General features: G+C 63.0%; 20 protein-coding genes. 17 read left to right on the top strand and 3 right to left on the bottom strand.

Going from position 1 to position 25,424, the window contains the following annotated elements; translation table 11 throughout:
* Positions 1-203: 203 nt before the first annotated feature.
* Positions 204-1,496 carry a glycine-betaine demethylase subunit GbcA gene (gbcA, locus tag BMW49_RS16600; RefSeq protein ID WP_069519358.1) on the bottom strand — a complete coding sequence of 431 codons (1,293 nt, stop codon included), beginning with the start codon at positions 1,494-1,496 and terminating at the stop codon, positions 204-206.
* 352 nt (positions 1,497-1,848) lie between these two features.
* Between gbcA and gbcB the strand changes: the two genes are divergently transcribed.
* Positions 1,849-2,949: a glycine-betaine demethylase subunit GbcB gene (gene gbcB, locus BMW49_RS16605; RefSeq protein ID WP_069519357.1), complete on the top strand. Its 1,101-nt coding sequence runs from the start codon at positions 1,849-1,851 to the stop codon at positions 2,947-2,949.
* Between the two features lie 1,253 nt (positions 2,950-4,202).
* Positions 4,203-4,523 carry a hypothetical protein gene (locus tag BMW49_RS16610; RefSeq protein WP_069519356.1) on the top strand — a complete coding sequence of 107 codons (321 nt, stop codon included), beginning with the start codon at positions 4,203-4,205 and terminating at the stop codon, positions 4,521-4,523.
* Between the two features lie 812 nt (positions 4,524-5,335).
* Here BMW49_RS16610 and BMW49_RS16615 read toward each other — a convergent pair.
* On the bottom strand, positions 5,336-6,379 hold the full coding sequence (locus BMW49_RS16615) for a threonine aldolase family protein (protein WP_069519355.1): 1,044 nt from the start codon (positions 6,377-6,379) through the stop codon (positions 5,336-5,338).
* Between the two features lie 215 nt (positions 6,380-6,594).
* Here BMW49_RS16615 and BMW49_RS16620 point away from each other — a divergent pair, with 215 nt between their 5' ends.
* From BMW49_RS16620 to fdhA, 9 genes are all read left to right on the top strand, one after another.
* A complete protein-coding gene (locus tag BMW49_RS16620) occupies positions 6,595-6,894 on the top strand; it encodes a hypothetical protein (RefSeq protein ID WP_069519354.1) in 300 nt (99 codons plus the stop codon).
* A 149-nt stretch (positions 6,895-7,043) separates the two neighbouring features.
* On the top strand, positions 7,044-7,769 hold the full coding sequence (locus tag BMW49_RS16625) for a TraX family protein (RefSeq protein ID WP_069519353.1): 726 nt from the start codon (positions 7,044-7,046) through the stop codon (positions 7,767-7,769).
* A 190-nt stretch (positions 7,770-7,959) separates the two neighbouring features.
* Positions 7,960-9,213: a serine hydroxymethyltransferase gene (gene glyA, locus BMW49_RS16630; protein WP_069519352.1), complete on the top strand. Its 1,254-nt coding sequence runs from the start codon at positions 7,960-7,962 to the stop codon at positions 9,211-9,213.
* Between the two features lie 170 nt (positions 9,214-9,383).
* On the top strand, positions 9,384-10,634 hold the full coding sequence (locus BMW49_RS16635; protein ID WP_069519351.1) for a sarcosine oxidase subunit beta family protein: 1,251 nt from the start codon (positions 9,384-9,386) through the stop codon (positions 10,632-10,634).
* Positions 10,635-10,646: 12 nt separating this feature from the next.
* A complete protein-coding gene (locus BMW49_RS16640) occupies positions 10,647-10,973 on the top strand; it encodes a sarcosine oxidase subunit delta (RefSeq protein WP_069519350.1) in 327 nt (108 codons plus the stop codon).
* The gene (locus BMW49_RS16645; protein WP_069519349.1) at positions 10,970-13,987 is read left to right on the top strand and encodes a sarcosine oxidase subunit alpha; all 3,018 of its coding nucleotides are present in this window, start codon (positions 10,970-10,972) and stop codon (positions 13,985-13,987) included. Before BMW49_RS16640 ends, BMW49_RS16645 begins: the two co-directional genes overlap by 4 nt.
* Positions 13,988-14,056: 69 nt before the next feature.
* The gene (locus BMW49_RS16650) at positions 14,057-14,686 is read left to right on the top strand and encodes a sarcosine oxidase subunit gamma (protein ID WP_069519348.1); all 630 of its coding nucleotides are present in this window, start codon (positions 14,057-14,059) and stop codon (positions 14,684-14,686) included.
* 118 nt (positions 14,687-14,804) lie between these two features.
* Positions 14,805-15,668: a formyltetrahydrofolate deformylase gene (gene purU, locus BMW49_RS16655; protein ID WP_069519347.1), complete on the top strand. Its 864-nt coding sequence runs from the start codon at positions 14,805-14,807 to the stop codon at positions 15,666-15,668.
* 277 nt (positions 15,669-15,945) lie between these two features.
* On the top strand, positions 15,946-17,145 hold the full coding sequence (gene fdhA, locus BMW49_RS16660; RefSeq protein ID WP_069519346.1) for a formaldehyde dehydrogenase, glutathione-independent: 1,200 nt from the start codon (positions 15,946-15,948) through the stop codon (positions 17,143-17,145).
* 101 nt (positions 17,146-17,246) lie between these two features.
* Here fdhA and BMW49_RS16665 read toward each other — a convergent pair whose 3' ends face one another.
* Entirely contained in the window at positions 17,247-18,134 is an 888-nt protein-coding gene (locus BMW49_RS16665; RefSeq protein ID WP_069519345.1) for an acyltransferase, read from the bottom strand.
* Positions 18,135-18,317: 183 nt separating this feature from the next.
* On the opposite strand from BMW49_RS16665, the gene BMW49_RS16670 reads away from it, so the two are divergent.
* From BMW49_RS16670 to BMW49_RS16695, 6 genes are all read left to right on the top strand, one after another.
* Positions 18,318-19,544 carry an HD-GYP domain-containing protein gene (locus tag BMW49_RS16670; protein ID WP_069519344.1) on the top strand — a complete coding sequence of 409 codons (1,227 nt, stop codon included), beginning with the start codon at positions 18,318-18,320 and terminating at the stop codon, positions 19,542-19,544.
* Positions 19,545-19,648: 104 nt separating this feature from the next.
* On the top strand, positions 19,649-20,146 hold the full coding sequence (gene rloA2, locus BMW49_RS16675) for a retropepsin-like aspartic peptidase RloA2 (RefSeq protein WP_069519343.1): 498 nt from the start codon (positions 19,649-19,651) through the stop codon (positions 20,144-20,146).
* 349 nt (positions 20,147-20,495) lie between these two features.
* The gene (locus BMW49_RS16680) at positions 20,496-22,526 is read left to right on the top strand and encodes a methyl-accepting chemotaxis protein (protein WP_069519342.1); all 2,031 of its coding nucleotides are present in this window, start codon (positions 20,496-20,498) and stop codon (positions 22,524-22,526) included.
* Between the two features lie 141 nt (positions 22,527-22,667).
* Complete coding sequence (creB, locus tag BMW49_RS16685; RefSeq protein WP_069519341.1) at positions 22,668-23,354, top strand: two-component system response regulator CreB; 687 nt, start codon at positions 22,668-22,670, stop codon at positions 23,352-23,354.
* Positions 23,354-24,778: a two-component system sensor histidine kinase CreC gene (creC, locus tag BMW49_RS16690; RefSeq protein WP_069519340.1), complete on the top strand. Its 1,425-nt coding sequence runs from the start codon at positions 23,354-23,356 to the stop codon at positions 24,776-24,778. Before creB ends, creC begins: the two co-directional genes overlap by 1 nt.
* 152 nt (positions 24,779-24,930) lie before the next feature.
* Positions 24,931-25,368, top strand: coding sequence for a CBS domain-containing protein (locus tag BMW49_RS16695; protein ID WP_069519339.1), 438 nt, complete (start codon positions 24,931-24,933; stop codon positions 25,366-25,368).
* The last annotated feature ends 56 nt before the right edge of the window (positions 25,369-25,424 follow it).

Genomic DNA, 25,424 nt, shown 5'->3' on the forward strand with positions numbered 1-25,424 from the left:
TATCGCGCTGCTCAACCCAGGCTACCCAGCTTGCGCCACACTCAATAAAAAGCCCCCGCCAGGGCCAACTCCCAGCGGGGGCGAGGGTGGCCGTGAAGGCCTCAGTGTGAAGAGCGGTCGGGCTTTGCGGGCTGTGCACGGCAAGCGCTCAGGCCGTAAACCGTCAGCCCGAGCAGTAGCCACAACCCTAAGGTCATGCCTGTTTACTCCGCGCCAACCTGGCGCAAGTAAGGCGCGGGTGCCGCGCCCAGGTTGTTGAGTACGCGCTCGCTGTACCAGTCGATAAAGTTGACCACGCCGAACTCGTAGGTCTTCGAGTAGGGGCCGGGCTGGTAGGCGGTGGAGTTGATGCCGCGCTGGTTTTCTTCGGCCAGGCGACGGTCCTGGTCGTTGGTCGCATCCCACACCTGGCGCAGGCGGGCCACGTCGTAATCGACACCTTCCACCGCGTCCTTGTGCACCAGCCACTTGGTGGTGACCATGGTTTCCTGGGCGCTGATCGGCCATACGGTGAAGACGATCAGGTGATCGCCCATGCAGTGGTTCCACGAGTGCGGTAGATGGAGGATGCGCATCGAGCCCAGGTCCGGGTCGGTGATACGGCCCATGAGCTTCTTGCAGCCCGGCTTGCCGTCCATGGTCATGGACACGGTGCCCTTGAGCAGCGGCATGCGCACGATGCGGTTGCGCAGGCCAAAGCTGGCGTGGGCGTAGGGGATGTTGTCCTTGTCCCAGCGGCCGGTGCATTCGGCCACTTGGTCCTTGAATGCCTGGGTCGCGCGCGGGTCGGTGACGTCATCCCACTCCAGCAGGGTATTCAGCAGTTCCGGGTGCGAACCGTTGCAGTGGTAGCACTCGCGGTTGTTCTCCAGCACCAGCTTCCAGTTGGCCTTTTCCATCAAGGTGGTCTGCACCGCCACCTTGGTGTTTTCCATGTCGTAGGGCTCCATGTAGTGCGCCAGGGTGCTGAGGAAGTCGTCGATGGCCGGCGGGTTTTCTGCCAGGGAGATAAAGATATAGCCGCCCGCCACTTTGCAATTGACCGGCTTGAGGCTGTAGTCCTTGAGGTCGAAATCCGCGCCCATTTCAGTGCCGGCGAACAGCAGACGGCCGTCCAGCTCGTAGGTCCACTGGTGGTAGGGGCAGACCAGCTTGGCCACCTTGCCCTTGTCGCTGGTGCACAGGCGCGAGCCGCGGTGGCGGCAGACGTTATGGAAGGCGTGCACCACGCCGTCGGCCCCGCGGATCACCATGATCGGGTTGTCGCCGATCTGCAGGGTCAGGTAATTGCCCTTGGTCGGGATCTCGCAGGTCATGCCGGCGATCAGCCATTCCTTGTGGAAGATCTCCTGCATGTCGATCTTGAACAGGCGCTCGTCGTTGTAGAACGGCTGCGGCAGCGAGAAGGTGCGCTCGCGGCTTTGCAGCATCTCGGCGGTGGCCTTGCGTGCCGGTTCCAGCGGGTCGCCCAGACTCAGGGTGGCGGTGACGTCCATCGGTAACTCCTCAATGACTGATCGCAGGGCGATCGTCGCAAAAGTGGGGATCGCGGTTGTTACGCAAGGCGGCGTGGCTGGGCGTCTGCACCAGGCTGTCAGGGACGGCGCAGTGGGGCGCGTGGCACGCTCTTATCCGTTGTGTTGGGAACGAGTGTGGAGCCGAGCGCGGGGCAAACCTTGTCCATGGGCGACATGGCCGCATCCGTTTCCGACGCGGTAAGCCGCGCCCTTACTGGCAGGTCGCGATAAGCATGTATATGTCGCGGGTGGATAAATGAGCGGGGTGGGCGTTGCGCACAATCGAAGCCAACAGGCCGCCCTGACAGCCCTTCGTGCGCGAGAAAACGACATGTCCAACGAATTCCTCAACCCGGTCACCACCCAGACCTGGAGCAACGGCCGCCACCTGGTGCGTTGCGTCAAGGTCATCCAGGAAACCTGGGATGTGCGCACCTTCTGCTTTATGGCCGACCAGCCAGTGCTGTTCTTCTTCAAGCCGGGTCAGTTCGTCACCCTGGAGCTGGAGATCGACGGCCAGCCGATCATGCGCTCCTACACCATCTCCAGCTCGCCTTCGGTGCCTTACAGCTTCTCCATCACCATCAAGCGGGTGCCGGGCGGCAAGGTCTCCAACTGGCTGCACGATAACCTGCAGGAAGGCCAGGAACTGCCGGTGCACGGCCCGGTCGGGCTGTTCAACGCCATCGACTTCCCTGCGGATAAGGTGCTGTTTCTTTCCGGCGGGGTCGGCATCACCCCGGTGATGTCCATGGCGCGCTGGTTCTACGACACCAACGCCAACGTCGACATGGTCTTCGTTCACAGCGCGCGCTCGCCGAAGGACATCATTTACCACCGCGAGCTGGAACACATGGCCGCGCGGATCAACAACTTCAGCCTGCATGTGATCTGCGAAAAGCACGGCCTGGGCGAAGCCTGGGCCGGTTATCGCGGCTACCTCAACCAGAAGATGCTGGAGCTGATGGCGCCGGATTACCTGAACCGCGAGATCTTCTGCTGTGGTCCGACGCCTTACATGAGCGCGGTCAAACGGCTGCTCGAAGGCAACGGCTACGACATGTCGCGCTACCACGAGGAAGCCTTCGGCCCGACGCCACCCGAGGTGCGTGCCGAGGTCAAGGAGTTGGCTGCCGAAGCTGCCGATGCGCCGCCCGTGCCGCTGGCCGATCAGCATCAGGTGGCCTTCGTCGCCACCGGCAAGAGCATCCGGGTCGACCCAGGCGAAACCGTGCATTCGGCGGCGGCCAAGCTTGGCCTGCACATTCCCAAGGCCTGCGGCATGGGCATCTGCGGCACCTGCAAGGTAATGAAGACCGCCGGCGAGGTGACCATGGAACATAACGGCGGCATCACCGATGAAGACGTGGCCGAGGGCTACATCCTTTCCTGCTGCAGCGTGCCCCAGGGCGATGTGAGCATCGACTACTGAGTGATCGAAAAGTGATCGCTGCGCTACAGGCCTTGATTTGACTGGCTTGTAGCGACTTTACGACAGCTTATGCACAGGCCCGTCCACCTGCAACGGGGATAACCTGCGGCCGTGCCGAGCTGCCTATTTTGCCGCGCGTGTGCCTGGCTTATAAGCCTCGTGGTTGCTGGGCGGCTGAATAGTCGTATGGCGAGGGGCGTATCACGGGTCATCCTTTATACAGAATTGGTTGAAAAATAGTCAGTTCGCTGCAGGCCTTGCTACTCGTGATCTACAGCCTGTTCCCTACAGGTTGTCCACAGGCGGTTCCCCGTAAAACGGGGACAAGTCGCACAGGCTTTAAGGTTTGGCGCTTGAGCAAAGGCCCCAGGCGGGTCTCCGTTATTCACTGCATGACCCCTTAACGCCTCTAAATCGCCTATTGCCGCGAGGCAGGGCTATTTTCTGTGGCTGCGCATTAATTGATCAGTCGCCTCCACGCCACGTCTGCTAACGGCCGCAGCCACTGAGCTACAGCTTGTCCACAGCCTTGTGCCCCATTGCCAGGGGATAACCCCATTCACGCCCCGAGCACTGCAAGGCGCCAGGCACAGAGTTGGGACGCTGACGAGCTGCTCATAAAATAACCAATATTCCCTAAGTCACTGAATACAAGGCGTATAGGGCAGGGCGCACAGCTTATCCACAGCGCCGTACAGATTTTCTGTGGTCAACTTAAAGGCTGTCTGATAGCGCTGATCGTTTTTTGTACGATTCTTCGCGGGCCAGTATTAATAAGGCCTGCAGGCGTATCAGTACAGCTTGTCCACAGCACCATCCACGGGAAGTGGGGGTAATTCACAGGGCTGTTGCGTGCAGCACCGGCCATAGCCTCCCCTTTGATGCGCAGATTGAGCCTGTACGAAAAACGCTCAAATCTTTCTAGGCCAAGTAGCGTAAGGCTTGCAGCGCTAAGGCCACAGCTTATCCACAGTCAGGTGCAGGTTTTCCGGGGGTAACCTGAGGCGTCGACAGGTGCTTTGGCTGTTATTTGATCAATCTCCTGCAGGCCCCGCTAGATAAGAGCTGCAGCCCACTCGCTACAGCTTGTCCACAGGCTGGTCCACGGTGAACGGGGATAAGCGCGAGGTTGTGCACAACAAGGGAGACATATCCGGCAACGGATTATGGGCTAAACCTTGGCCTGGGATTGCCTCACCAAGTCTTTGAGTCATGTGCAACACCTTACTTATTGGTTACCAGGAGGTTTCACCATGAACTACAAGACGATTACCGCGCTGACCTTTGCTGGCCTGTTTGCCGTTATGGGTAGCAGCGTGCAGGCGGCCGATGCCGATCACTCCAAACATCAAGGCACCGACGCCACCACCGGTACTCCGGACGGTTCTGAGAGCGGCCGTGGTGCCGGGGTCAATACCGGAGCCGACCAGGGCGTCGAAGCTTCTGGTATGCCCAAGCACGACGATAATCGCGGCAGCGATGCCGGGACCGGGGTGGACAGCGACATGGGCACCGGCAGCGGCACGGGTACCGACATAACGCCGAGCTCGACCGGCGACGGCACCATGGAGTAAGCCCGCTTCGTCTGGCGCGGCTAGTGCTGTTCTAGAGGCGGGTAGCCTGGGTCGAGCGAAGCGACACCCGGGACGGGCGCCTGCCCACCAACTCTGTGCATAAGGCCGTGCCTGGCGAACCCATCAAGCCCTGCTCTCGGTTAACGAGGCAGGGCTTTTTAATGGCTTCATCCCATTCCTTTGCGAAGGGTGGACTTGATACCGGACTGGCAAAAAAGTGTGCGTGACTGACGACGTGGCTCTATCCATTACCTAGTTGTCTGGTCTGGCGGGTTTCGCCCCTTACGGGCGAGTCACTTGATTCGCGGTGCTCACCCTGCGGGCCAGCCTGCGGCTGTTACTCCGCTTCGCTGCGTAGCTCTTGCTTGCCCAAGAGAAAGTAACCAAAGAGAAGGGCACCCCACCATCCGGCCCCGGCTGCGCCGGGGTTCCCTCCTTCCATCACCACTCCAGGGGTACGCCACGAAGGGCCATCCATGGCCCAGCGTGGCTCTCGGCTCGGGCATCCTGCTTCGCTCTACCTCCTGCATCCATGCAGTCGTCGCGACATCCATGTCGCTCAACCCCTTACGCGGCGATTCCACTCGGCCTCCTGAAGGGGCTTTGGGTGTCGTCTGCACGATCGCATGTGTAGGAGCGAATTTATTCGCGATGGTATCGAGAATATCGCGAATAAATTCGCTCCTACAGTTGATGCAACCGCGTTAATGGGCCATGCCAAGCCTTCGGTCGATACGCACACAAACTTGCCAGTCCGGTGTCAGCCAGCGCGTGGCCAACATTCCGCTAAGCGTTTTTTTCATTGCAACCGATCAGCAGGCAGCCATGGCCTCGCGGATATCCCGGGCCAGCTGTTCGACCCGTTCGATATCGGTGTCCCAGGAGCACATAAAGCGTGCGCCACCGGCCCCGATAAAGGTGTAAAAGCGCCAGCCTTTGTCGCGCAGGATCTGCAGTGCGGGTTCGGCCAGTTGCAGAAACACGCCGTTGGCCTGCACCGGGAACATCAGGCTGACGCCCGGTACGTCACGCACCCGCTCGGCCAGCAAACGGGCGCAGTGGTTGGCGTGGCGGGCGTATTTCAGCCAGGCGTCGTCTTGCAAGATGCCGACCCAGGGCGCAGACAGGTAGCGCATCTTTGAAGCCAACTGGCCGGCCTGTTTGCAGCGGTAGTCGAAGTCTTCGGCCAATTCGCGGTTGAAGAACAGGATGGCTTCACCCACCGCCATGCCGTTTTTGGTGCCGCCAAAGCACAGCACGTCGACGCCGGCTTTCCAGGTCAGTTCGGCTGGGCTGCAGCCCAGGGACGCGCAGGCGTTGGAGAAGCGCGCGCCGTCCATGTGCAGGTGCAGGCCGAGCTCGCGGCAGGTGGCGGCGATAGCGCTGACTTCGTCGGGGCTGTAAACGGTGCCGACTTCGGTGGCCTGGGTGATGGTCACCACGCGCGGCTTGGGGTAGTGGATGTCCAGGCGCTTGAGGGCGACCTCGCGGATGCTCTCGCTGGTCAGCTTGCCCAGCTCGCTGCGTGCGGTCAGCAGTTTGGAGCCGTTGGAGAAGAATTCCGGCGCGCCGCATTCGTCGGTTTCGACGTGGGCGGTCTCCGAGCAGATCACGCTGTGGTAGCTCTGGCACAGCGAGGCCAGGGCCAGGGAGTTGGCGGCGGTGCCGTTAAAGGCGAAGAACACTTCGCAGTCGGTTTCAAACAGGCGACGGAAGTGGTCGGCGGCGCGTGCCGTCCAGGGGTCGTCGCCGTAGGCGCGGGCGTGGCCCTGGTTGGCCTCGGCCATCGCGGCCCAGGCTTCCGGGCAGATGCCGGAGTAGTTGTCGCTGGCAAATTGCTGGGCGGTGTCGCTCATGGGAAGTCCTTGTCTTCGCTGCGCCGGGCACTGCCGGCTGATGCGCACAGTTTACCCGTCTGCGCTGCCGGGCTGGGGGCTGCGCGACAGTCTGCCCCAGGTCGCTCAAGGGCCGACCGGCAGTTTGAAGGAACTCTGCGCGGTCCAAGGGGCTCAGAACCTGCAGTGGGCCGCGTTATGTCGGCCCGGTGTTTAGTCGAACAAGGAGCCACCCCATGCGCTACCGTCATCTGATTGCACTCTTCGCCCCCCTGGCTTTTGCCGTACCGGTTGTCGCTGCCGAATGGGCGCCCGATGCCAAGGCCACCTTCGTGCGGGAATGCGTCAACGGTGCCCAGGGCGAGCACACCCCGGCGCAACTGCAGGCCTTCTGTGGCTGCGCGGCCGACAAGGTCAGCAGCGAGTTCAGCGAAGCCGAAATGCAGGAAATGAGCCGTCAGTCGCCGCCTGATCCGGCCATGCAACAGCGCCTGGTCAGCGCATCGAGCAGCTGCAGCACGCACCTGCAACAGTAAGCGCAGCCGCTCAAAGGCTGCACCCTTTGGCCTGTCGCCGAGGGCGGATGCGAGAGTCTGTTGACGTTGGGGTCGTGGCCATGCGGCTTGCGACAAAACGGCAACAGACTCTAGAGTCGTCGGCCCAATGATTTTCGACCGGCCTGTGCATGCCTGATAACGCCCTCACCCCATCGCCCCGCGACCGCGCCCTTGATCTGATCAAGTGGCTGGCGCTGGGGCTGATGCTGGTCGATCACCTGCGCCATGTCTGGCCGTCGTTATATTTTCTCTATGCACCGGGGCGCCTGGCGTTTCCCTTCTTCTGTCTGGCCATTGCGGCGAATGCCCTGCGTTCGGCGCAGCATCCTTTTGCCTGGCGCTACCTGGGCTGGTTGCTGGCGTTTGCGCTGCTCTCCGAGTGGCCGTACCGCGTGCTGTTGCCCGGTGCACAAAGCCTCAATGTGATGCCCACGCTGTTGCTCGGGCTGTTGATTGCCAGTGGCTTGGGGCAACCCTGGGGTACGCGTCGCTGGGTGGCCCTGGCTGCGTTGCTGGTCGCCGGGCTGGCTCACCCCTGGCTGATGTTTGGCCTGCCCGGTGCGTTGCTGCCGGCGGGCTTTGTCTATGCGCTGCAACAGCCGGCCCAGCGTTGGCCGGTGCCGGTGCTGCTGTGCCTGGCGGCCAATTACTGGCCGCCGTTCTATGTCGACGCCCTGCGCGGCGACCTGTTTGCCTGCACGGTGATCCTCACCTGCATCGCGGTGCCGCTGCTCGGCCTGTGGCTGCTGCGCCAGTCGCTCAGCCTGCGCGTGCCACCCGTGCGGCGCTGGGCCTACCTGTTCTACCCCGCGCATTTTCTTCTGCTCGCCGGCGTGCGGGCCTTGTTGCACTGACGCCGCAACCTTCCGCGCTACATATTCAAGGGCGACAGCTGCATGTCGCGTACGCGCATGTCGCAAACGCAATCCCCCGTGGCGTGCATAGGCATCTGGGGGGGCAGGGCGAGTCATACCATCAGCGGCAACTGGGGCTCGTTCCCCTACCGACCAGATGCGCCGCAGCGACTGCCGCAGGAGACTCGCGATGTTCAGCAAGCACGACCAGATCCAGGGTTACGACGATGAATTGCTCCGCGCCATGGACGCCGAAGAGGCGCGCCAGGAGCACCACATCGAGCTGATCGCGTCCGAGAACTACACCAGCAAGCGCGTGATGCAGGCCCAGGGCAGCGGCCTGACCAACAAGTACGCCGAAGGCTATCCGGGCAAGCGTTATTACGGCGGCTGCGAGCATGTTGATGTGGTCGAGCAGTTGGCGATTGATCGCGCCAAGGCGCTGTTCGGTGCCGACTACGCCAACGTGCAGCCGCACTCCGGCTCCTCGGCCAACAGCGCGGTGTACCTGGCGCTGATCAATGCCGGCGACACCATCCTCGGCATGAGCCTGGCCCACGGTGGCCACCTGACCCACGGCGCCAAGGTGTCGTCCTCGGGCAAGCTGTACAACGCCGTGCAGTACGGCATCGACACCACCACCGGCCTGATCGATTACGACGAGGTCGAGCGCCTGGCCGTCGAGTGCCAGCCGAAGATGATCGTTGCCGGTTTTTCCGCCTACTCGAAAACCCTGGATTTCCCGCGCTTTCGCGCCATCGCCGATAAGGTCGGCGCGCTGCTGTTTGTCGACATGGCCCACGTCGCTGGCCTGGTCGCGGCTGGCCTGTACCCCAATCCGCTGCCCTTCGCCGACGTGGTCACCACCACCACCCACAAGACCCTGCGCGGTCCGCGCGGCGGCTTGATCCTGGCCAAGAGCAACCCGGATATCGAGAAGAAGCTCAACTCGGCAGTCTTCCCCGGCGCCCAGGGTGGCCCGCTGATGCACGTGATCGCGGCCAAGGCGGTGTGCTTCAAGGAGGCCATGGAACCTGAGTTCAAGACCTACCAGCAGCAGGTGATCGACAACGCCCAGGCCATGGCCGGGGTGTTTATCGAGCGCGGTTACGACGTGGTCTCCGGCGGCACCGACAACCACCTGTTCCTGGTCAGCCTGATCAAACAGGGCATCACCGGTAAAGACGCCGATGCCGCCCTGGGCCGGGTCGGCATCACGGTGAACAAGAACGCCGTGCCGAATGACCCACAGTCGCCGTTCGTCACCTCCGGTCTGCGTATCGGCACCCCGGCGATCACCACCCGCGGCCTCAAGCAAGCCCAGAGCATCGAGCTGGCTGGCTGGATCTGCGACGTGCTCGACCACCTCGGCGATGCCGATGTCGAGGCGCAAGTGGCGACCCTGGCCGCCAAGCTGTGCGCGGATTACCCGGTCTATCGCTGACGCGTGTGGCCGTAGGGTGGATCGGTAAAGCGTGATCCACCCTACGGCCTGATTGATTTGTAGGGTGGATGTCGCTTTTTACATCCACCGTTGCAGCCGGGTGGATGGGTAACGCCAGATCCATTTCACGGGCGACAGAGATTGCACGACCCAGATTTCAGGAGCATCCCATGCAACGTTATTCCGGCTTCGGCCTGTTCAAGCACGCGTTCAGCCACCACGAAAACTGGCAGCGCATGTGGCGCAACCCCACGCCCAAGCCGGTATACGACGTGATCATCGTCGGCGGTGGCGGCCATGGCCTGGCCACGGCCTATTACCTGGCCAAAGAGTTTGGCATCAAGAACGTCGCGGTGATCGAGAAGGGCTGGCTGGGCGGCGGCAACACCGCGCGCAACACCACCATCGTGCGCTCCAACTACCTGTGGGATGAGTCGGCGCACCTGTATGAGCACGCGATGAAGCTGTGGGAAGGCTTGTCCCAGGACCTCAACTACAACGTCATGTTCAGCCAGCGCGGCGTCTACAACCTCTGTCACACCCTGCAGGACATGCGCGACTCCGAGCGCCGCGTCAGCGCCAACCGCCTCAACGGCGTGGACGGCGAACTGCTGGATGCCAAGCAGGTGGCCGAAGAGATTCCCTACCTGGATTGCAGCAAGAACACCCGTTACCCGGTGATGGGTTCCACCGTGCAGCGTCGCGGTGGCGTGGCCCGTCACGATGCCGTGGCCTGGGGCTATGCCCGTGCCGCCGATGCCCTGGGCGTCGACCTGCTGCAGCAGACCGAAGTAATCGGCTTTCGCAAGGAAAACGGCGTGTGCATCGGCGTGGAAACCACCAAGGGCTTTATCGGCGGCAAGCGCGTGGGCGTGGTCACGGCCGGTAATTCCGGGCATATGGCCGGCCTTGCTGGCTTTCGCCTGCCGCTGGAATCCCATCCGTTGCAGGCGCTGGTGTCCGAGCCGATCAAGCCGATTATCGACAGCGTGATCATGTCCAACGCCGTGCACGGCTATATCAGCCAATCGGACAAAGGCGACCTGGTCATTGGTGCCGGCATCGACGGTTACAACGGCTACGGCCAGCGCGGCTCCTACGGCACCATCGAGCACACCCTGCAGGCCATCGTCGAGATGTTCCCGGTGCTCTCGCGGGTGCGCATGAACCGTCAGTGGGGCGGCATCGTCGACACTTCGCCAGACGCCTGCCCGATCATTTCCAAGACCCCGGTACCGAATCTGTTCTTCAACTGTGGTTGGGGCACCGGCGGCTTCAAGGCCACGCCGGGCTCGGGCCACGTGTTTGCCGCCAGCCTGGCCAAGGGCGAAATGCACCCGCTGGCCAAACCGTTCTCCATGGACCGTTTCCACACCGGCGCACTGATCGACGAGCACGGCGCTGCTGCCGTGGCTCACTAAGAGGGCTTACCCATGTTGCATATCTTCTGCCCTCACTGCGGCGAACTGCGCTCCGAAGAGGAATTCCACGCCAAGGGCCAGGCGCATATTCCGCGCCCGCTGGACCCGGCCGCCTGTAGCGATGCGGAGTGGGGCGACTACCTGTTCTTCCGCGATAACCCGCGCGGCATCCACCACGAGCTGTGGGTGCACGCCGCCGGTTGCCGCCAGTACTTCAATGCCACCCGTCACACGGTGACCTACGAAATTCTCGAAACCTACAAGATCGGCGAAAAACCGCGCTTCACTGCCGCAGGTGGCGCCGAGCCGCAGGCTGTCGACCAAGGAGTAACGGCATGAGCCAGGTCAATCGTCTTGCCACCGGTGGCCGCGTCGACCGCAGCCAGCCCGTGACCTTCACGTTCAACGGCCAGACCTATCAGGGTTTTGCCGGTGACACCCTGGCCGCTGCGTTGCTGGCCAATGGTGTGGACATCGTCGGGCGCAGCTTCAAGTATTCACGCCCACGCGGCATCGTTGCCGCCGGCGCGGAAGAGCCGAACGCCGTGCTGCAGATCGGTAGCACCGAAGCGGCGCAGATCCCCAACGTGCGCGCCACCCAGCAGGCGCTGTACCCCGGTCTGGTCGCCACCAGCACCAACGGCTGGCCGAGCGTTAACACCGACATGATGGGCATTCTCGGCAAGGTCGGCGGCAAGATGATGCCGCCGGGCTTCTACTACAAAACCTTCATGTACCCGCAGAACCTCTGGCTGACCTACGAAAAGTACATCCGCAAGGCGGCGGGCCTGGGCCGCTCGCCCACCGAAGTGGACCCGGACAGCTACGACTATATGAACCAGCACTGCGACGTGCTGGTGGTCGGTGCCGGCCCCGCTGGTCTGGCGGCTGCCCTGGCTGCTGCGCGCAGCGGTGCGCGGGTGATCCTTGCCGATGAGCAGGAAGAGTTCGGCGGCAGCCTGCTCAGCACCCGCGAAACCCTCGACGGCCAGGTGGCCAGCGAGTGGGTCGACGAGGTGGTGGCCGAGCTGGCCGGCATGGCCAATGTCACCCTGCTGCCACGCTCCACGGTCAACGGTTACCACGACCACAACTTCCTCACCATCCACCAGCGTCTCACCGATCACCTGGGTGAAGTCGCGCCGATGGGCATGGCCCGTCAACGCATGCACCGCGTACGCGCCAAGCGTGTGGTGCTGGCCACCGGCGCCCACGAGCGGCCGTTGGTGTACGCCAACAACGACGTGCCCGGCAATATGCTCGCCGATGCGGTGTCCACCTACGTGCGCCGTTATGGCGTGGCGCCGGGCAAGCAACTGGTGCTGTCGACCAACAACGATTACGCCTACCGCGTGGTGCTCGACTGGCTCGACGCCGGGCTGCAGGTGGTGGCCGTCGCCGATGCACGCAGCAACCCCCGCGGCGCCTGGGTCGAAGAGGCGCGGGCGCGTGGCGTGCGTATCCTCACCGGCAGCGCAGTGGTCGAGGCTCGCGGCAGCAAGCGCGTGACCGGTGCGCGCATCTGCGCCATCGACGTAACCGCGCTCAAGGTCACCAGCCCTGGCGAGGTGCTCGATTGCGACCTGATCGTCAGCTCCGGCGGCTACAGCCCGGTGGTGCACCTGGCCTCGCACCTGGGCGGCAAGCCGACCTGGCGTGAGGACATCCTGGCCTTTGTGCCCGGTGATGGCTTACAGAAGCGCGAGTGCGCCGGTGCCGTGAATGGTGTGTTCAGGCTTGGCGACGTGCTCGCTGATGGCTTCGAGGCCGGCGTCAAAGCCGCGGTCGAAGCCGGTCTGAGCCCTGTCGAAGGCAGTCTGCCGGCCACCGAAGCACGGCACGAGGAACCCGCGATTGCGCTGTTCCAAGTACCCCACGACAAGCCGACGGCGCGTGCGCCCAAGCAGTTCGTTGACCTGCAGAACGACGTCACCGCCGCTGGTATCGAACTGGCCACCCGTGAAGGCTTCGAGTCGGTCGAGCACGTCAAACGCTACACCGCACTGGGCTTCGGCACCGATCAGGGCAAGCTGGGCAATATCAACGGCCTGGCGATTGCCGCCCGTTCGCTGGGCATCAGCATCCCGCAGATGGGCACCACCATGTTCCGCCCGAACTACACCCCGGTGACCTTCGGCGCGATTGCCGGCCGTCACTGCGGTGCGCTGTTCGAGCCCAAACGCTACACCGCGATGCAAAGCTGGCACCTGCAAAACGGCGCCGAGTTCGAAGACGTTGGCCAATGGAAACGCCCTTGGTACTTCCCCAAGGCCGGTGAAGACCTGCACGCCGCCGTTGCCCGTGAGTGCCTGGCGGTACGCAATGCAGTCGGCATCCTGGATGCATCGACCCTCGGCAAGATCGACATTCAAGGCCCGGATGCCCGCGAGTTTCTCAACCGCGTGTACACCAATGCCTGGACCAAACTGGATGTGGGCAAGGCGCGCTACGGCCTGATGTGTAAAGAAGACGGCATGGTCTTCGACGACGGCGTCACCGCCTGCCTGGCCGACAACCACTTCCTGATGACCACCACCACTGGCGGTGCCGCACGGGTGATGGAATGGCTGGAAATCTACCATCAGACCGAGTGGCCGGAGCTGAAGGTGTACTTCACCTCGGTTACCGACCACTGGGCGACCATGACCCTGTCCGGCCCCAACAGCCGCAAGCTGCTGGCGGAAGTGACAGATATCGATCTCGACAAAGATGCCTTCCCGTTTATGAGCTGGAAGGAAGGCCAGGTCGGCGGTGTGCCGGCGCGGGTGTTCCGCATCTCCTTTACCGGCGAGCTGAGTTATGAAGTCAACGTGCAGGCCGACTACGCCCTGGGCGTGTGGGAGAAAATCATCGCCGCCGGCCAGAAGCATGGCCTGACGCCTTACGGCACCGAGACCATGCACGTCCTGCGGGCCGAGAAGGGCTTCATCATCGTCGGTCAGGACACCGACGGCTCGGTGACCCCGGACGACCTCAACATGGGCTGGTGTGTTGGGCGGACCAAGCCGTTCTCCTGGATCGGCTGGCGCGGAATGAACCGCGAAGATGGTCTGCGCGAGGACCGCAAACAGTTGGTCGGGCTCAAGCCCATCGACCCGAACCAGGTGCTGCCGGAGGGTGCGCAGCTGGTGTTCGACCCGAAACAGGCGATCCCCATGCAGATGGTCGGCCACGTAACCTCCAGCTACATGAGCGCGGCGTTGGGCTATTCCTTCGCCATGGGCGTGGTCAAGGGCGGCCTCAAACGCATCGGTGAGCGGGTGTTCGCGCCCCTGGTGGATGGCAGCGTGATCGAGGCCGAGATCGTCAGCTCGGTGTTCTATGACCCGAAAGGGGAGCGCCAGAATGTTTGACGTCGAGCTGCACGCCGCACGCGACAAACCGCAAGAATTTCAGGGTGCACTGCGCCAGGTAGGTGAAGCATGAATGCCATAAACGTTTACAAGCAGCGGCCTGACGCCGCCCAGGGCGAGTCGCCGCTCTACCACGCCGGCCTCCATGAGCTGGCTGGAAAAGGCCCCAAGCATGCCGGTGTGAGCCTGCGTGAAAAGAAACTGCTGGGCCACCTGACCCTGCGTGGCGATGCTGACGATGCTGCCTTTGCCAGCGCCGTCGAACAGGCCACTGGCCTGGCTTTGCCCGCTGCGCTGGCAGTGGTTAGCGCAGGCGATCAGTCGCTGCAGTGGCTCGGCCCGGACGAGTGGCTACTGATCGTGCCGAGCGGCACCGAGTTCGCTGTGGAGCAGAAGCTGCGAGCAGCGCTGGCTGACCAGCACATCTCGGTCGTCAACGTCAGCGGCGGCCAGACCCTGCTGGAGCTGAGCGGGCCGAACGTGCGCCAGGTGCTGATGAAATCCACCAGCTACGACGTGCACCCGAGCAGCTTCCCGGTGGGCAAGGCCGTGGGTACCCACTTCGCCAAGTCGCAACTGGTGATCCGCCACACCGGCGAAGACACCTGGGAGCTGGTGGTGCGCCGCAGCTTCGCCGATTACATCTGGTTGTGGCTGCAGGATGCCAGCGCCGAATATGGGTTGGCCATCGAGGCCTGACGGCAATAAACAACCTGTGGGAGGGGCTTTAGCCGCGACTTTTCCCGTGGCAACGCCTGTCGCGGCTAAAGCCCCTCCCACGAGCGCCGCAAGTGCGCAGACTACCGAGGGACCGACCATGAGCCGCACCCCCGACACTTGGATTCTTACCGCCCACTGCCCGAGCGTGCTCGGCACCGTGGATGCGGTGACGCGCTTTCTGTTCGAGCAGCGCTGTTACGTCACCGAGCACCATTCCTTTGATGATCGCCTGTCGGCACATTTCTTTATCCGCGTGGAGTTCCGTCAGCCGGATGGCTTCGACGAGCAGGCTTTTCGCGCCGGCCTTGATGAGCGCTTGAGTGCTTTCGGCATGCAGGTTGAGCTGACCCCGCCGGGTTACCGGGCCAAGGTGGTGCTGATGGTCAGCAAGGCCGACCATTGCCTGAACGACCTGCTCTACCGCCAACGCATCGGCCACCTGGCCATGGACGTGGTGGCGGTGGTGTCCAACCACCCGGACCTGGAGCCCCTGGCACGCTGGCACGAGATTCCTTACTACCACTTCCCCCTCGACCCGAAAGACAAACCGGCGCAGGAGCGCCAGGTGCTGCAGGTGATCGAAGACAGCGGTGCCGAACTGGTGGTGCTTGCTCGCTATATGCAGGTGCTCTCGCCCGAGCTGTGCCGCCAGTTGGATGGCTGGGCGATCAATATTCACCACTCGCTGCTGCCCGGTTTCAAGGGCGCCAAGCCCTATCACCAAGCGTATGAGAAGGGCGTCAAGCTGGTCGGCGCCACCGCCCACTACATCAACAACGACCTCGACGAGGGGCCGATCATTGCCCAGGGCGTGGAGCCGGTGGATCACGCCCATTACCCCGAAGACCTGATCGCCAAGGGCCGCGACATCGAATGCCAGACCCTGGCCAAAGCCATCGGCTACCACCTCGAGCGCCGCGTGTTCCTTAACGACGGCCGCACGGTGGTGCTGCACGCCTAGCCGCTGTTTGTAGCCTGGGTCGAGCGCAGCGACACCCGGGAAGAAGCGCCGGAGCAATAACGGGCGAACAGCGACCGTTATCTGACTACCGGGCATTTGCAGGTGGCCTCGGTCGTTAGCATCAAACGACAGCAGCGCTTAGCAACACAGAGATTTACCGGTGACGCCGACTGCCAAACCCTCGGCGCCGCCCGGCAACAGACGCAACTACTCCAGTGCAAGGCCGCGTGGCCGTCGGTCACGCCTTTGTATTCACAACAAGAAAGGAGAACGACGTATGTCTGGTAATCGTGGTGTGGTGTATCTCGGCGCCGGTAAGGTCGAGGTGCAGAAGATCGACTATCCGAAAATGCAGGACCCACGCGGCAAGAAGATCGAACACGGGGTCATCCTCAAGGTGGTGTCCACCAATATCTGCGGCTCCGACCAGCACATGGTGCGCGGCCGCACCACGGCCCAGGTCGGCCTGGTGCTGGGCCACGAGATCACCGGTGAGGTGGTCGAGAAGGGCAGCGACGTGGAAAACCTGAAAATCGGCGACCTGGTCTCGGTGCCGTTCAACGTCGCCTGCGGCCGTTGCCGTTCCTGCAAGGAGCAGCACACCGGCGTCTGCCTGACGGTCAACCCGGCCCGCGCCGGCGGTGCCTACGGCTACGTCGACATGGGCGATTGGACCGGCGGCCAGGCCGAGTACGTGCTGGTGCCCTATGCCGACTTCAACCTGCTCAAGCTGCCGGACCGCGACAAGGCCATGGAGAAAATCCGCGACCTGACCTGCCTGTCCGACATCCTGCCCACCGGTTACCACGGTGCGGTCACCGCTGGTGTTGGCCCTGGCAGCAGCGTGTATATCGCCGGTGCCGGCCCGGTTGGCCTGGCCGCAGCGGCCTCTGCGCGTTTGCTGGGCGCCGCGGTGGTGATCGTTGGCGACGTCAACCCGGTGCGTCTGGCCCATGCCAAGGCGGTGGGTTTCGAGATTGCCGACCTGTCCAAGGACACCCCGCTGCACGAGCAGATCGCCGCGCTGCTGGGCGAGCCGGAAGTCGATTGCGCCGTCGATGCCGTGGGTTTCGAGGCCCGTGGACATGGCCACTCGGGTGCCCAGCATGAAGCGCCGGCCACGGTGCTCAACTCGCTGATGGGCGTGGTGCGGGTGGCGGGCAAGATCGGTATCCCTGGCCTCTACGTCACTGAAGACCCGGGCGCGGTGGATGCCGCAGCGAAGATCGGCTCCTTGAGCATCCGCTTCGGCCTCGGTTGGGCCAAATCCCACAGCTTCCACACCGGCCAGACCCCGGTGATGAAGTACAACCGCCAACTGATGCAGGCGATCATGTGGGACCGCATCAATATCGCCGAAGTGGTCGGCGTGCAGGTGATTAGCCTGGACGACGCACCGCGCGGTTACGGCGAGTTCGATGCTGGTGTGCCGAAGAAATTCGTGATCGACCCGCACAAGCTGTTTAGCGCGGCCTGATCAACGGCAGTTAAACCGTCGCGGCTAAAGCGGATGCCGCCCAGCCCCTCCCACAAAAGCGCCACAAGTCTGTGGGAGGGGCTTTAGCCGCGACATAGCGGTTACAGCTCCGCGCGGATTGCCGCAATCCGCGCATCTTTCTCTTCCCACAGGCGCGTTACCCAGGCCTGCACATACTGACGAAACACCGGGTCGTTCTCGTAGTCGCCCTGCCACAGCGCCGGGTCGAGGTCGCGGGTCTGGATATCGACAATCACCTTGTCCACCTGGCCGCTGAGCAAATCCCAGAAGCCGGGGATTCGCGTGCCCGGATACACCACCGTCACATCCAGCACGGTATCCAGCTGTTCGCCCAGCGCTGCGAGGACAAAGGCCACACCACCGGCTTTTGGCTTGAGCAGGTAGCGATAGGGCGAGCCCTGTTGCGCCTGCTTGGCCGGGGTACAGCGGGTGCCTTCGAGGTAGTTGACCACGGTCACCGGCAGGTCCTTGAACTTCTCGCAGGCCTGCTTGGTGATGGCCAGGTCCTGGCCTTTGAGTTCGGGATGCTTGGCCAGAAACGCCTTGGAATAGCGCTTCATAAAGGGGTAGTCCAGGGCCCAGAACGCCACGCCGAGGAAGGGCACCCAGATCAGTTGCTGCTTGAGGAAGAATTTGAAGTAGGGCGTCTTGCGGTTGAACGCCTGGACCAGAGCGGGGATATCGACCCATGACTGGTGGTTGCTGATCACCAGGTAGGAAGTGCTTTGGCGCAGGTCGGCGCTGCCACGGATATCCCACTGCACCGGCAGCAGCGCGGCGAAGATCAGCTTGTTGATCTCGGCCCAGGTTTCCGCCACCCACATGACCCCGCGTGAGCTGGCGGTCTTCAGTGCCTTGCCGGGCAGCACGAATTTGCCCAGGGCGATCAGCAACAAAGGGCCGATCAGCATCAGGGTATTGAGCAACAGCAGCAGGGTTACGGATAGGCCGGTCAACAGGCGGCGCATGGCGGCTCCTTGTAGTGCGCGGAGCGGGCCATAATAAACAGCGCATCCAGTGGCTCCAAGTCGTACCAACAATGCTGTCCCATAGCTACTATTCATCGGTGGCCTTGATCGCAGTCAAGGTGCATGCCTTATTATTGTCGGACAATTTAGTTAGCTGCTTAGCTCTTTCCTCAAGGGTGCTCCATGCTCAAGCGCATAGCCGTGACCGACGTGCGTGTCGGAATGTATATCCAGGAGTTCTGCGGCTCATGGATGGATCACCCGTTTTGGAAGGCCAAGTTTCTCCTCGACTCACCCAAGGACCTGCAGCGCATTCGCAGCAGTGGTGTGCGTGAACTATGGATCGATGCCAGCAAAGGCCTGGATATCGAGGCGGGTACCGAGAGCGTTTCCCAAGCCCAGGCCGAGGCGGAAACTCAGGCCCGATTGCTTGCCGCCGAATTGCAGCCGTCCGGCAAGCTCCATTCGCTGGAGGATGAGCTGGAGCGTGCGACGCGGCTCTGCGCACGCTCGAAAAAAGCCGTGGCCAGCATGTTTGGCGATATACGTATGGGGCAGGCACTGCAGTTCGAGGCTGCCGAGCAACTGGTCGAAGACATCGCCGAGTCGGTGATGCGCCACCCCAATGCGCTGATCAGCCTGGCCCGCCTGAAGACTGCCGACGAATACACCTATATGCACTCGGTGGCGGTCTGTGCGCTGATGATTGCCCTGGCCCGTCAGCTCGGTCTGGCCGAGGCCCAGGTGCGCGAGGCTGGCCTGGCCGGGCTGCTGCATGATGTGGGCAAGATGGCCGTGCCTCTGGAGCTGCTGAACAAGCCGGGCAAGCTCACTGATGCCGAATTCGACTGTGTGCGGCGGCACCCCGAAGCGGGCGGCAAGATCCTTATCGAGAGCAAGCAAGTCAGCGCCCTGGTGCTCGATGTGTGCCTGCATCACCATGAAAAGGTCGATGGCAGCGGTTATCCCCATCGTTTGGCGGGCGATCAGATCAGCCTGTTCGCGCGAATGGGTGCGGTCTGTGATGTGTATGACGCTATCACCTCCAACCGCCCGTACAAGCGCGGCTGGGACCCGGCCGAGTCGATCCGCAAGATGGCCGAATGGGCGGGGCACTTTGATCCTGTGGTGTTCCAGGCCTTCGTCAAGGCCGTGGGCATTTACCCCACCGGCTCGCTGGTACGGCTGGAGAGCGGGCGTCTTGGCGTGGTGCTGGAACAGGGCGCGCAGTCGCTGCTCGCGCCCAAGGTCAAGGTGTTCTTCTCCGCCAAACTCAAGGCGGCGATCCCCCAGGAGGTGATCGACCTGGGCAAGCTCGCTGGGCGCGACAAGATTGTCGGTCGTGAGTCGGCCGCCGACTGGGGCTTTCGCAACCTCGACGAGATCTGGGCGGGCCTACCTGTGCGCTGAGCGCACGACTGCCGCCACATTCAGACGCATTTGTCAGCGAACCATCGCGCCGCCTGCCAGTCGGAAGTCCTGTCTTTTTAGAAGGAGGTACCCCTGGCGTGAAGATGCTTACCGCTGCACTGCTGACTGCCCTGAGCCTGCCAGCACTGGCCAACCAGCCAACGCTTTATGGCCGCTACGAACATATTCGCGTGCCGCAGATCGGCCAGACCCTCAAGGCAAAGATGGATACCGGCGCCGTGACCGCGTCCCTGTCAGCCAAGGACATCGAGCGCTTCTCCCGCGACGGTGATGACTGGGTGCGTTTCCGCCTGGCCACCGAGGATGCTGACGACACCCTGTTCGAGCAGCCCCTGGCGCGCATCAGCACGATCAAGAACCGCGCCGAAGAGCAGGGCGCCGGTACCGAGCCTACCTACGCCGAGCGTCCCGTGGTCGACATGGACATTTGTGTCGGTGACGAACTGCGTACCGTGGAGGTCAACCTGACCGATCGCCGGCACTTCGATTACCCGCTGTTGATTGGCGCCAGCGCGCTGCGCGACCTCAATGCCGCCGTCAACCCGGCAGCGCGCTATACCGCTGAGCAGCCGCAGTGCTAAGGGCTGTTGCCGTTTCGTCGCAAGCCGCAGGGTCGCGAACGAAATGTCAACAGACCCTAGTCGTGTCGCGACAACAGTCATTTGCCGCTCGTTGTAGGAGCGAATTTATTCGCGATAGCTATTGAAAGCGCTGCAGCCGTTGCGGCTAACAGGCTGTTGAAAAACTACCTACGTTGCCATCGCCTAGGTTTTTCAACGGCCTGCTAAAGCAGCGCGCTGCGCTTTCTCTCCCACGCAGTGCGACAGACCAAGGTTCCCACCATTACGACTACGACCTGCGGCTTAGTTCTTGCTTGTGCAGGCTCTTTGCTACTAATGACGTCAAGCACTTGGCGCATGAGGTGTCGTAATGACTGGAGTACTCAAGCCTGGGATTCGGGTACTGGAGCGGTTCAGCTTCGCCCGTAAATTTCAGCTGTTGTTCGTGCTGTTCGTACTGCCGCTGGCCTATGCGCTCTGGGTGATCAGCACTGATCACCTTGGGCGTTTGGCGCTGATCGACAACGAGCTGGAAGGCATGCAGGGCGTGCAAAGCATTGGTGCGGTGCAGCGCTCTATTCTGGAGCAGCGGACTTTATTTGCGCGATGGAAGGGCACCGATACCGCAGCTGAGGCGTTGCTACAGAACCGCGAAGCCGCCCTCGATACCGCCCTGGAAGCGGCTGCTGAGCAACTGCAAGGCGAGATGCTCAGCTCGCAGACCCAGGAACACCTCAAGACATTGCAGGCGCTGCGCGCCGAGCTGGCGGCCGCTGGTTTGGGCAAGGTACCGTTACCCGAAGCGCTCGAGCGTTACCAAAAGACTCTCTTGCAGGTGATGGCCCTGCGCGAACAGGTGGCGACGGACAGCGGGTTGATCCTCGACCCGTACCTGGACAGCTACCTGATGATGGAGCAACTGACCTTCACCCTGCCGCGCTTGCTCGACAACCTCGGCAGTTTCGTCAGCCAGGGTTATGGCGCGGTGTTCTCCCAGCACTTCACCCTGCAGAGCCGCGTGCTGATGCGTGACCTGCGCCGAGCCCTGGACGAGTCACGCAGCCAACTGGTCAAAGCCCGCACCACCCTGGCGCAGGAGGCGCCACGGGCCATGCGTAACCTCGACGCGCCCTTTGCTGCGGCCGAGCAGGGCCTGGATCAGTTCCTCAGCGAGATTGATCGCGACATGTTCCAGGCCAGCCCGATGACGCTGACCCCGGCGCAATTTATCGAGCGGGTCGCTGTGCTCGAAGGCCACTTGCACGCGCTGCAGGACGCCCAATACCGGCAGTTTGCCGAAACCCTCGGGCGCTACCGCAGCGAGGCGCAATGGAAGATGACGGAAATCATCCTTGCCTTCGGCGTGCTGACCCTGATCGCGCTCTATGTCCTGCTGTGCCTGAATGCCTCGATACGCCGCAGTACCGCAAGCATCATCACCGCTGCCGAAGGGCTGCGCGACGGTGATCTGCGGGTGCGCATGCAGGTCCATGGCGAGGATGATCTGGCCGCGATTGCCAGCGCTCTGAACACCGCGGTCGGCCAGTTGCGCAGCTCGCTGCAAGGTGTCGACCAGGAAAGCCAGCGCCTCGGCGGCACGGTGCAGAGCCTCAGCCGTGAAGCGCAAACCGCCCTGGCCGCGGTCGAGCAGCAACAGGGGCAAATGAGTCAGATCGCCACCGCTGCTACGGAAATGGCCGCCACCGCGCTGAGCGTGGCGCAAAGCTGCGAGCAGGCAGCGGTGGAGGCGGGGCAGACCCGTGAAATTGCCGAGCAGAGTAACCAGCGCAGCCAGCGCACCAGCGCCAGCATGCGTCAGCTCAGTGGTCGTCTGGGCGATAGCGCGGCGACCCTGCAGCAGTTGCGCCAGCAGACCGAGCAGATCACCCGCGTGGTCGATGTGATCAAGGGCATTGCCGAGCAGACCAATCTGCTGGCGCTCAACGCCGCTATCGAGGCCGCGCGGGCGGGCGAGCAGGGCCGCGGTTTTGCCGTGGTGGCCGATGAGGTGCGCTCGCTGTCCCAGCGCACGCAGAATTCCACCGCGGAAATCGCCCAGACGGTGGCCGACCTGCACAAGGTGGTCGGCCAGTCGGTCAGCCAGATGGAGGAAGCGGTGCGCCAGGCAGAGGGCGATGTGTCCAGCGTGTTGGCCATGGGCGAAGACCTGAGCAGCATCGTCGAGTCGGTGCAACTGGTCAGCGACCGGCTGGCGCAGATTGCCACCGCTGCCGAGCAGCAGGCGGCCACCGCCGATGAGGTCAGTGGCAATATCCAGCAGGTCGATCAGGCCGCCGGTACCCTGCTTGAGGGCGCCCAGGCCGTGAGCAATGCCGCCGAGCAATTGCGCCAAGGCAGCGAGGTGCTGGCGCAGAATACCGGGCGTTTCGAACTCAATTAGGGGCGGCTCTGTAGGCGCTAGGTGCCTGACGCTTTCTGTGGGAGGGGCTTTAGCCGCGACACTGCTTTGCGCAGCCTCGGCCTTGACGCTACAGCCGGCCTGCCGCAGGCTCCTCGCCGAGTTGCCACGCGCAGGACGCCCATGCCGCATATTCTGATTGTCGAAGACGAAGCCGCGATCGCCGACACCCTGATCTTTGCCCTGCAGAGCGAAGGCTTTACCACCACCTGGCTAAGCCTGGCCGAGCAGGCCTTGGCTGAGCAGCAGCGCAATCCCGCTGATTTGCTGATTCTCGATGTCGGCCTGCCGGATATCAGCGGCTTCGAGGCGTGCAAGCGGTTGCGGCGTTTCTCCGAGGTGCCGGTGATTTTTCTCACCGCGCGCAGCGAGGAAATCGACCGCGTGGTTGGCCTGGAAATCGGCGCCGACGATTACGTGGTCAAACCCTTCAGCCCGCGGGAAGTCGCGGCGCGGGTCAAGGCCATTCTCAAGCGTATGGCGCCCCGTGAAGTCGCCGCTACGCCGGTGCCTCAAGGCCCGTTCCAGGTGGACAGCGAACGGGTGCAGATCCACTACCATGGCCAGCTGCTCAGCCTGACCCGCCACGAGTTCCGCCTGCTGCACAGCTTGCTGGCGCAGCCGGAGCGGGTGTTCTCCCGCGAGCAACTGCTCGACGGCCTGGGGGTGGCCGCCGATGTCGGCTACGAGCGCACCATCGACAGCCATATCAAAAGCCTGCGCGCCAAGCTGCGTCAGGTAGCCGCTGCGGCTGAGCCGATCCAGACCCATCGTGGCCTGGGCTACAGCTACTCGCCGAGGCACGCCTGATGCCCTTAGGCGTTCGCATCTTTCTGGTGTACTTCTTCTTCGTCGGGTTGGCTGGCTGGTTCGTCCTGAGCACGGTGATGGATGAAATCCGCCCCGGGGTGCGCCAAAGCACCGAAGAAACCCTGGTGGATACCGCCAACCTGCTGGCCGAAATTCTGCGCGATGAGGTCAAAGCCGGGCGCCTGCAGCAGAGCCGCCTGCCCGAACTGCTGCAAGCTTATGGCCAGCGCCAGCCCCAGGCGCATATCTGGGGTGTGGAAAAAACCCAGGTCAACCACCGCATCTACGTCACCGACGCCAACGGCATCGTCCTGCTCGACTCCACGGGTACAGCGGTGGGCCAGGATTACTCACGCTGGAACGATGTGCTGCGCACCCTGCGCGGCGAATACGGCGCGCGCTCGACCAAGGAAGACCCGAACGACCCCGACTCCTCGGTAATGTACGTGGCAGCGCCGATCATGGACGGCGCGCAGATTATCGGCGTGGTCTCGGTGGCCAAACCCAACCGCACCCTGCAGCCCTATATCGAACGCTCCGAGCGGCGTCTGGCCTGGCTCGGTGGCGGCCTGATCGTCCTTGGCCTGTTGATTGGCGCGCTGCTCTCCTGGTGGCTCAGCGCTGCGTTGCGCAAGCTGACCCGCTACGCCCAGGCAGTTAGCGCCGGGCAGCGCGCCGAACTGCCCAGCGTGCACGGCGGCGAGCTGGCGCAACTGGCTGGCGCCATCGAGCGCATGCGCACCGAGCTGGAAGGCAAGGCCTATGTCGAGCGCTACGTACACACCCTTACCCATGAGCTGAAAAGCCCACTGGCGGCGATCCGCGGTGCGGCGGAGTTGCTCGATAGCGAAATGCCCGCGGCGCAACGTCAGCGCTTCGTCGCCAATATCGAGCAGGAAAGCGCGCGCATGCAGCAGCTGATCGAGCGCCTGCTGCACCTGGCCCAGGTCGAGCAACGCCAGGGCCTGGAAGAACAGGTGGCGGTACCGCTGCAAGCGCTGGTCGACTCTCTGCTACAGGCGCAGATGGCGCGCATCGAAGCGGCGGGCCTGCAGATTGAAAACCGTATTGGCGCCGGATTAAGCGCCCGTGGCGAGGCCTTCCTGCTGCGCCAGGCCCTGGCTAATCTGCTGGATAACGCTTTGGACTTCACCCCGCCCGGCGGGCTGATCCGCTTTAGCGCCGAGGCCCAGGCCGGGCAGATCGAGCTGCGCCTGTTCAACCAGGGCGAGGCGATTCCCGACTACGCCCTGGGGCGCCTGTGCGAGCGCTTCTACTCCCTGCCACGCCCCGGCAGCGGGCGCAAAAGCACGGGTCTGGGGCTGAATTTTGTTGAGGAAGTGCTGCAACTGCACGGCGGCGTATTGCGCATCGACAACGTCGAGGGCGGGGTCGAGGTACGGCTGACATTGCCCTGCGTCTGAGGCCGCATGGTCACACCTGACTCTGGGTGTGACCATGGTGCAGTTGCACTGCGCTCACGCAGATGCTCTGATCGGCACCTTGGCTTGGCAGCCAAGCGCTGTTGCGCGCACTATCCTTAACCTCTAATAAAAAGCAGAGCAGGAGCCACCCCATGAAAACCGTCGCCGAGATCATCCGCGCCAAACCCCAGGCCGCCGTCTACAGCGTCAGCCCTGACACCACGGTGTTGGATGCGATGAAGATGATGGCTGAAAAAGGTGTGGGCGCACTGGTGGTATTGGATGACAAGGGCCGCCTGGCGGGCATCGTCAGCGAGCGTGACTACGCGCGCAAAGTGGCGTTGCTGGAGCGCCCTTCGTTCAATGTGCCGATCAGCGAAATCATGACCGCCGATGTGCTGACCGTCAGCCCACGCGACACCTCGCAGGAATGCATGCAACTGATGACCGACCGCCACCTGCGCCATCTACCGGTGCTGGCCGAAGGCGAGCTGATCGGTTTGCTGTCGATCGGTGACCTGGTCAAACACACCATTGCCGACCAGGCCAGCCTGATCCAGCAACTGGAGCAGTACATTCGCGGCGAGTAAAACGCCCGTACGCGCTGGCTTGCCGGCGAAACGGCTGAGCCAGAGGGAATCGTTCG

The sequence above is a fragment of the Pseudomonas cuatrocienegasensis genome (assembly GCF_900110925.1).
Classification (GTDB): Bacteria; Pseudomonadota; Gammaproteobacteria; order Pseudomonadales; family Pseudomonadaceae; genus Aquipseudomonas; species Aquipseudomonas cuatrocienegasensis.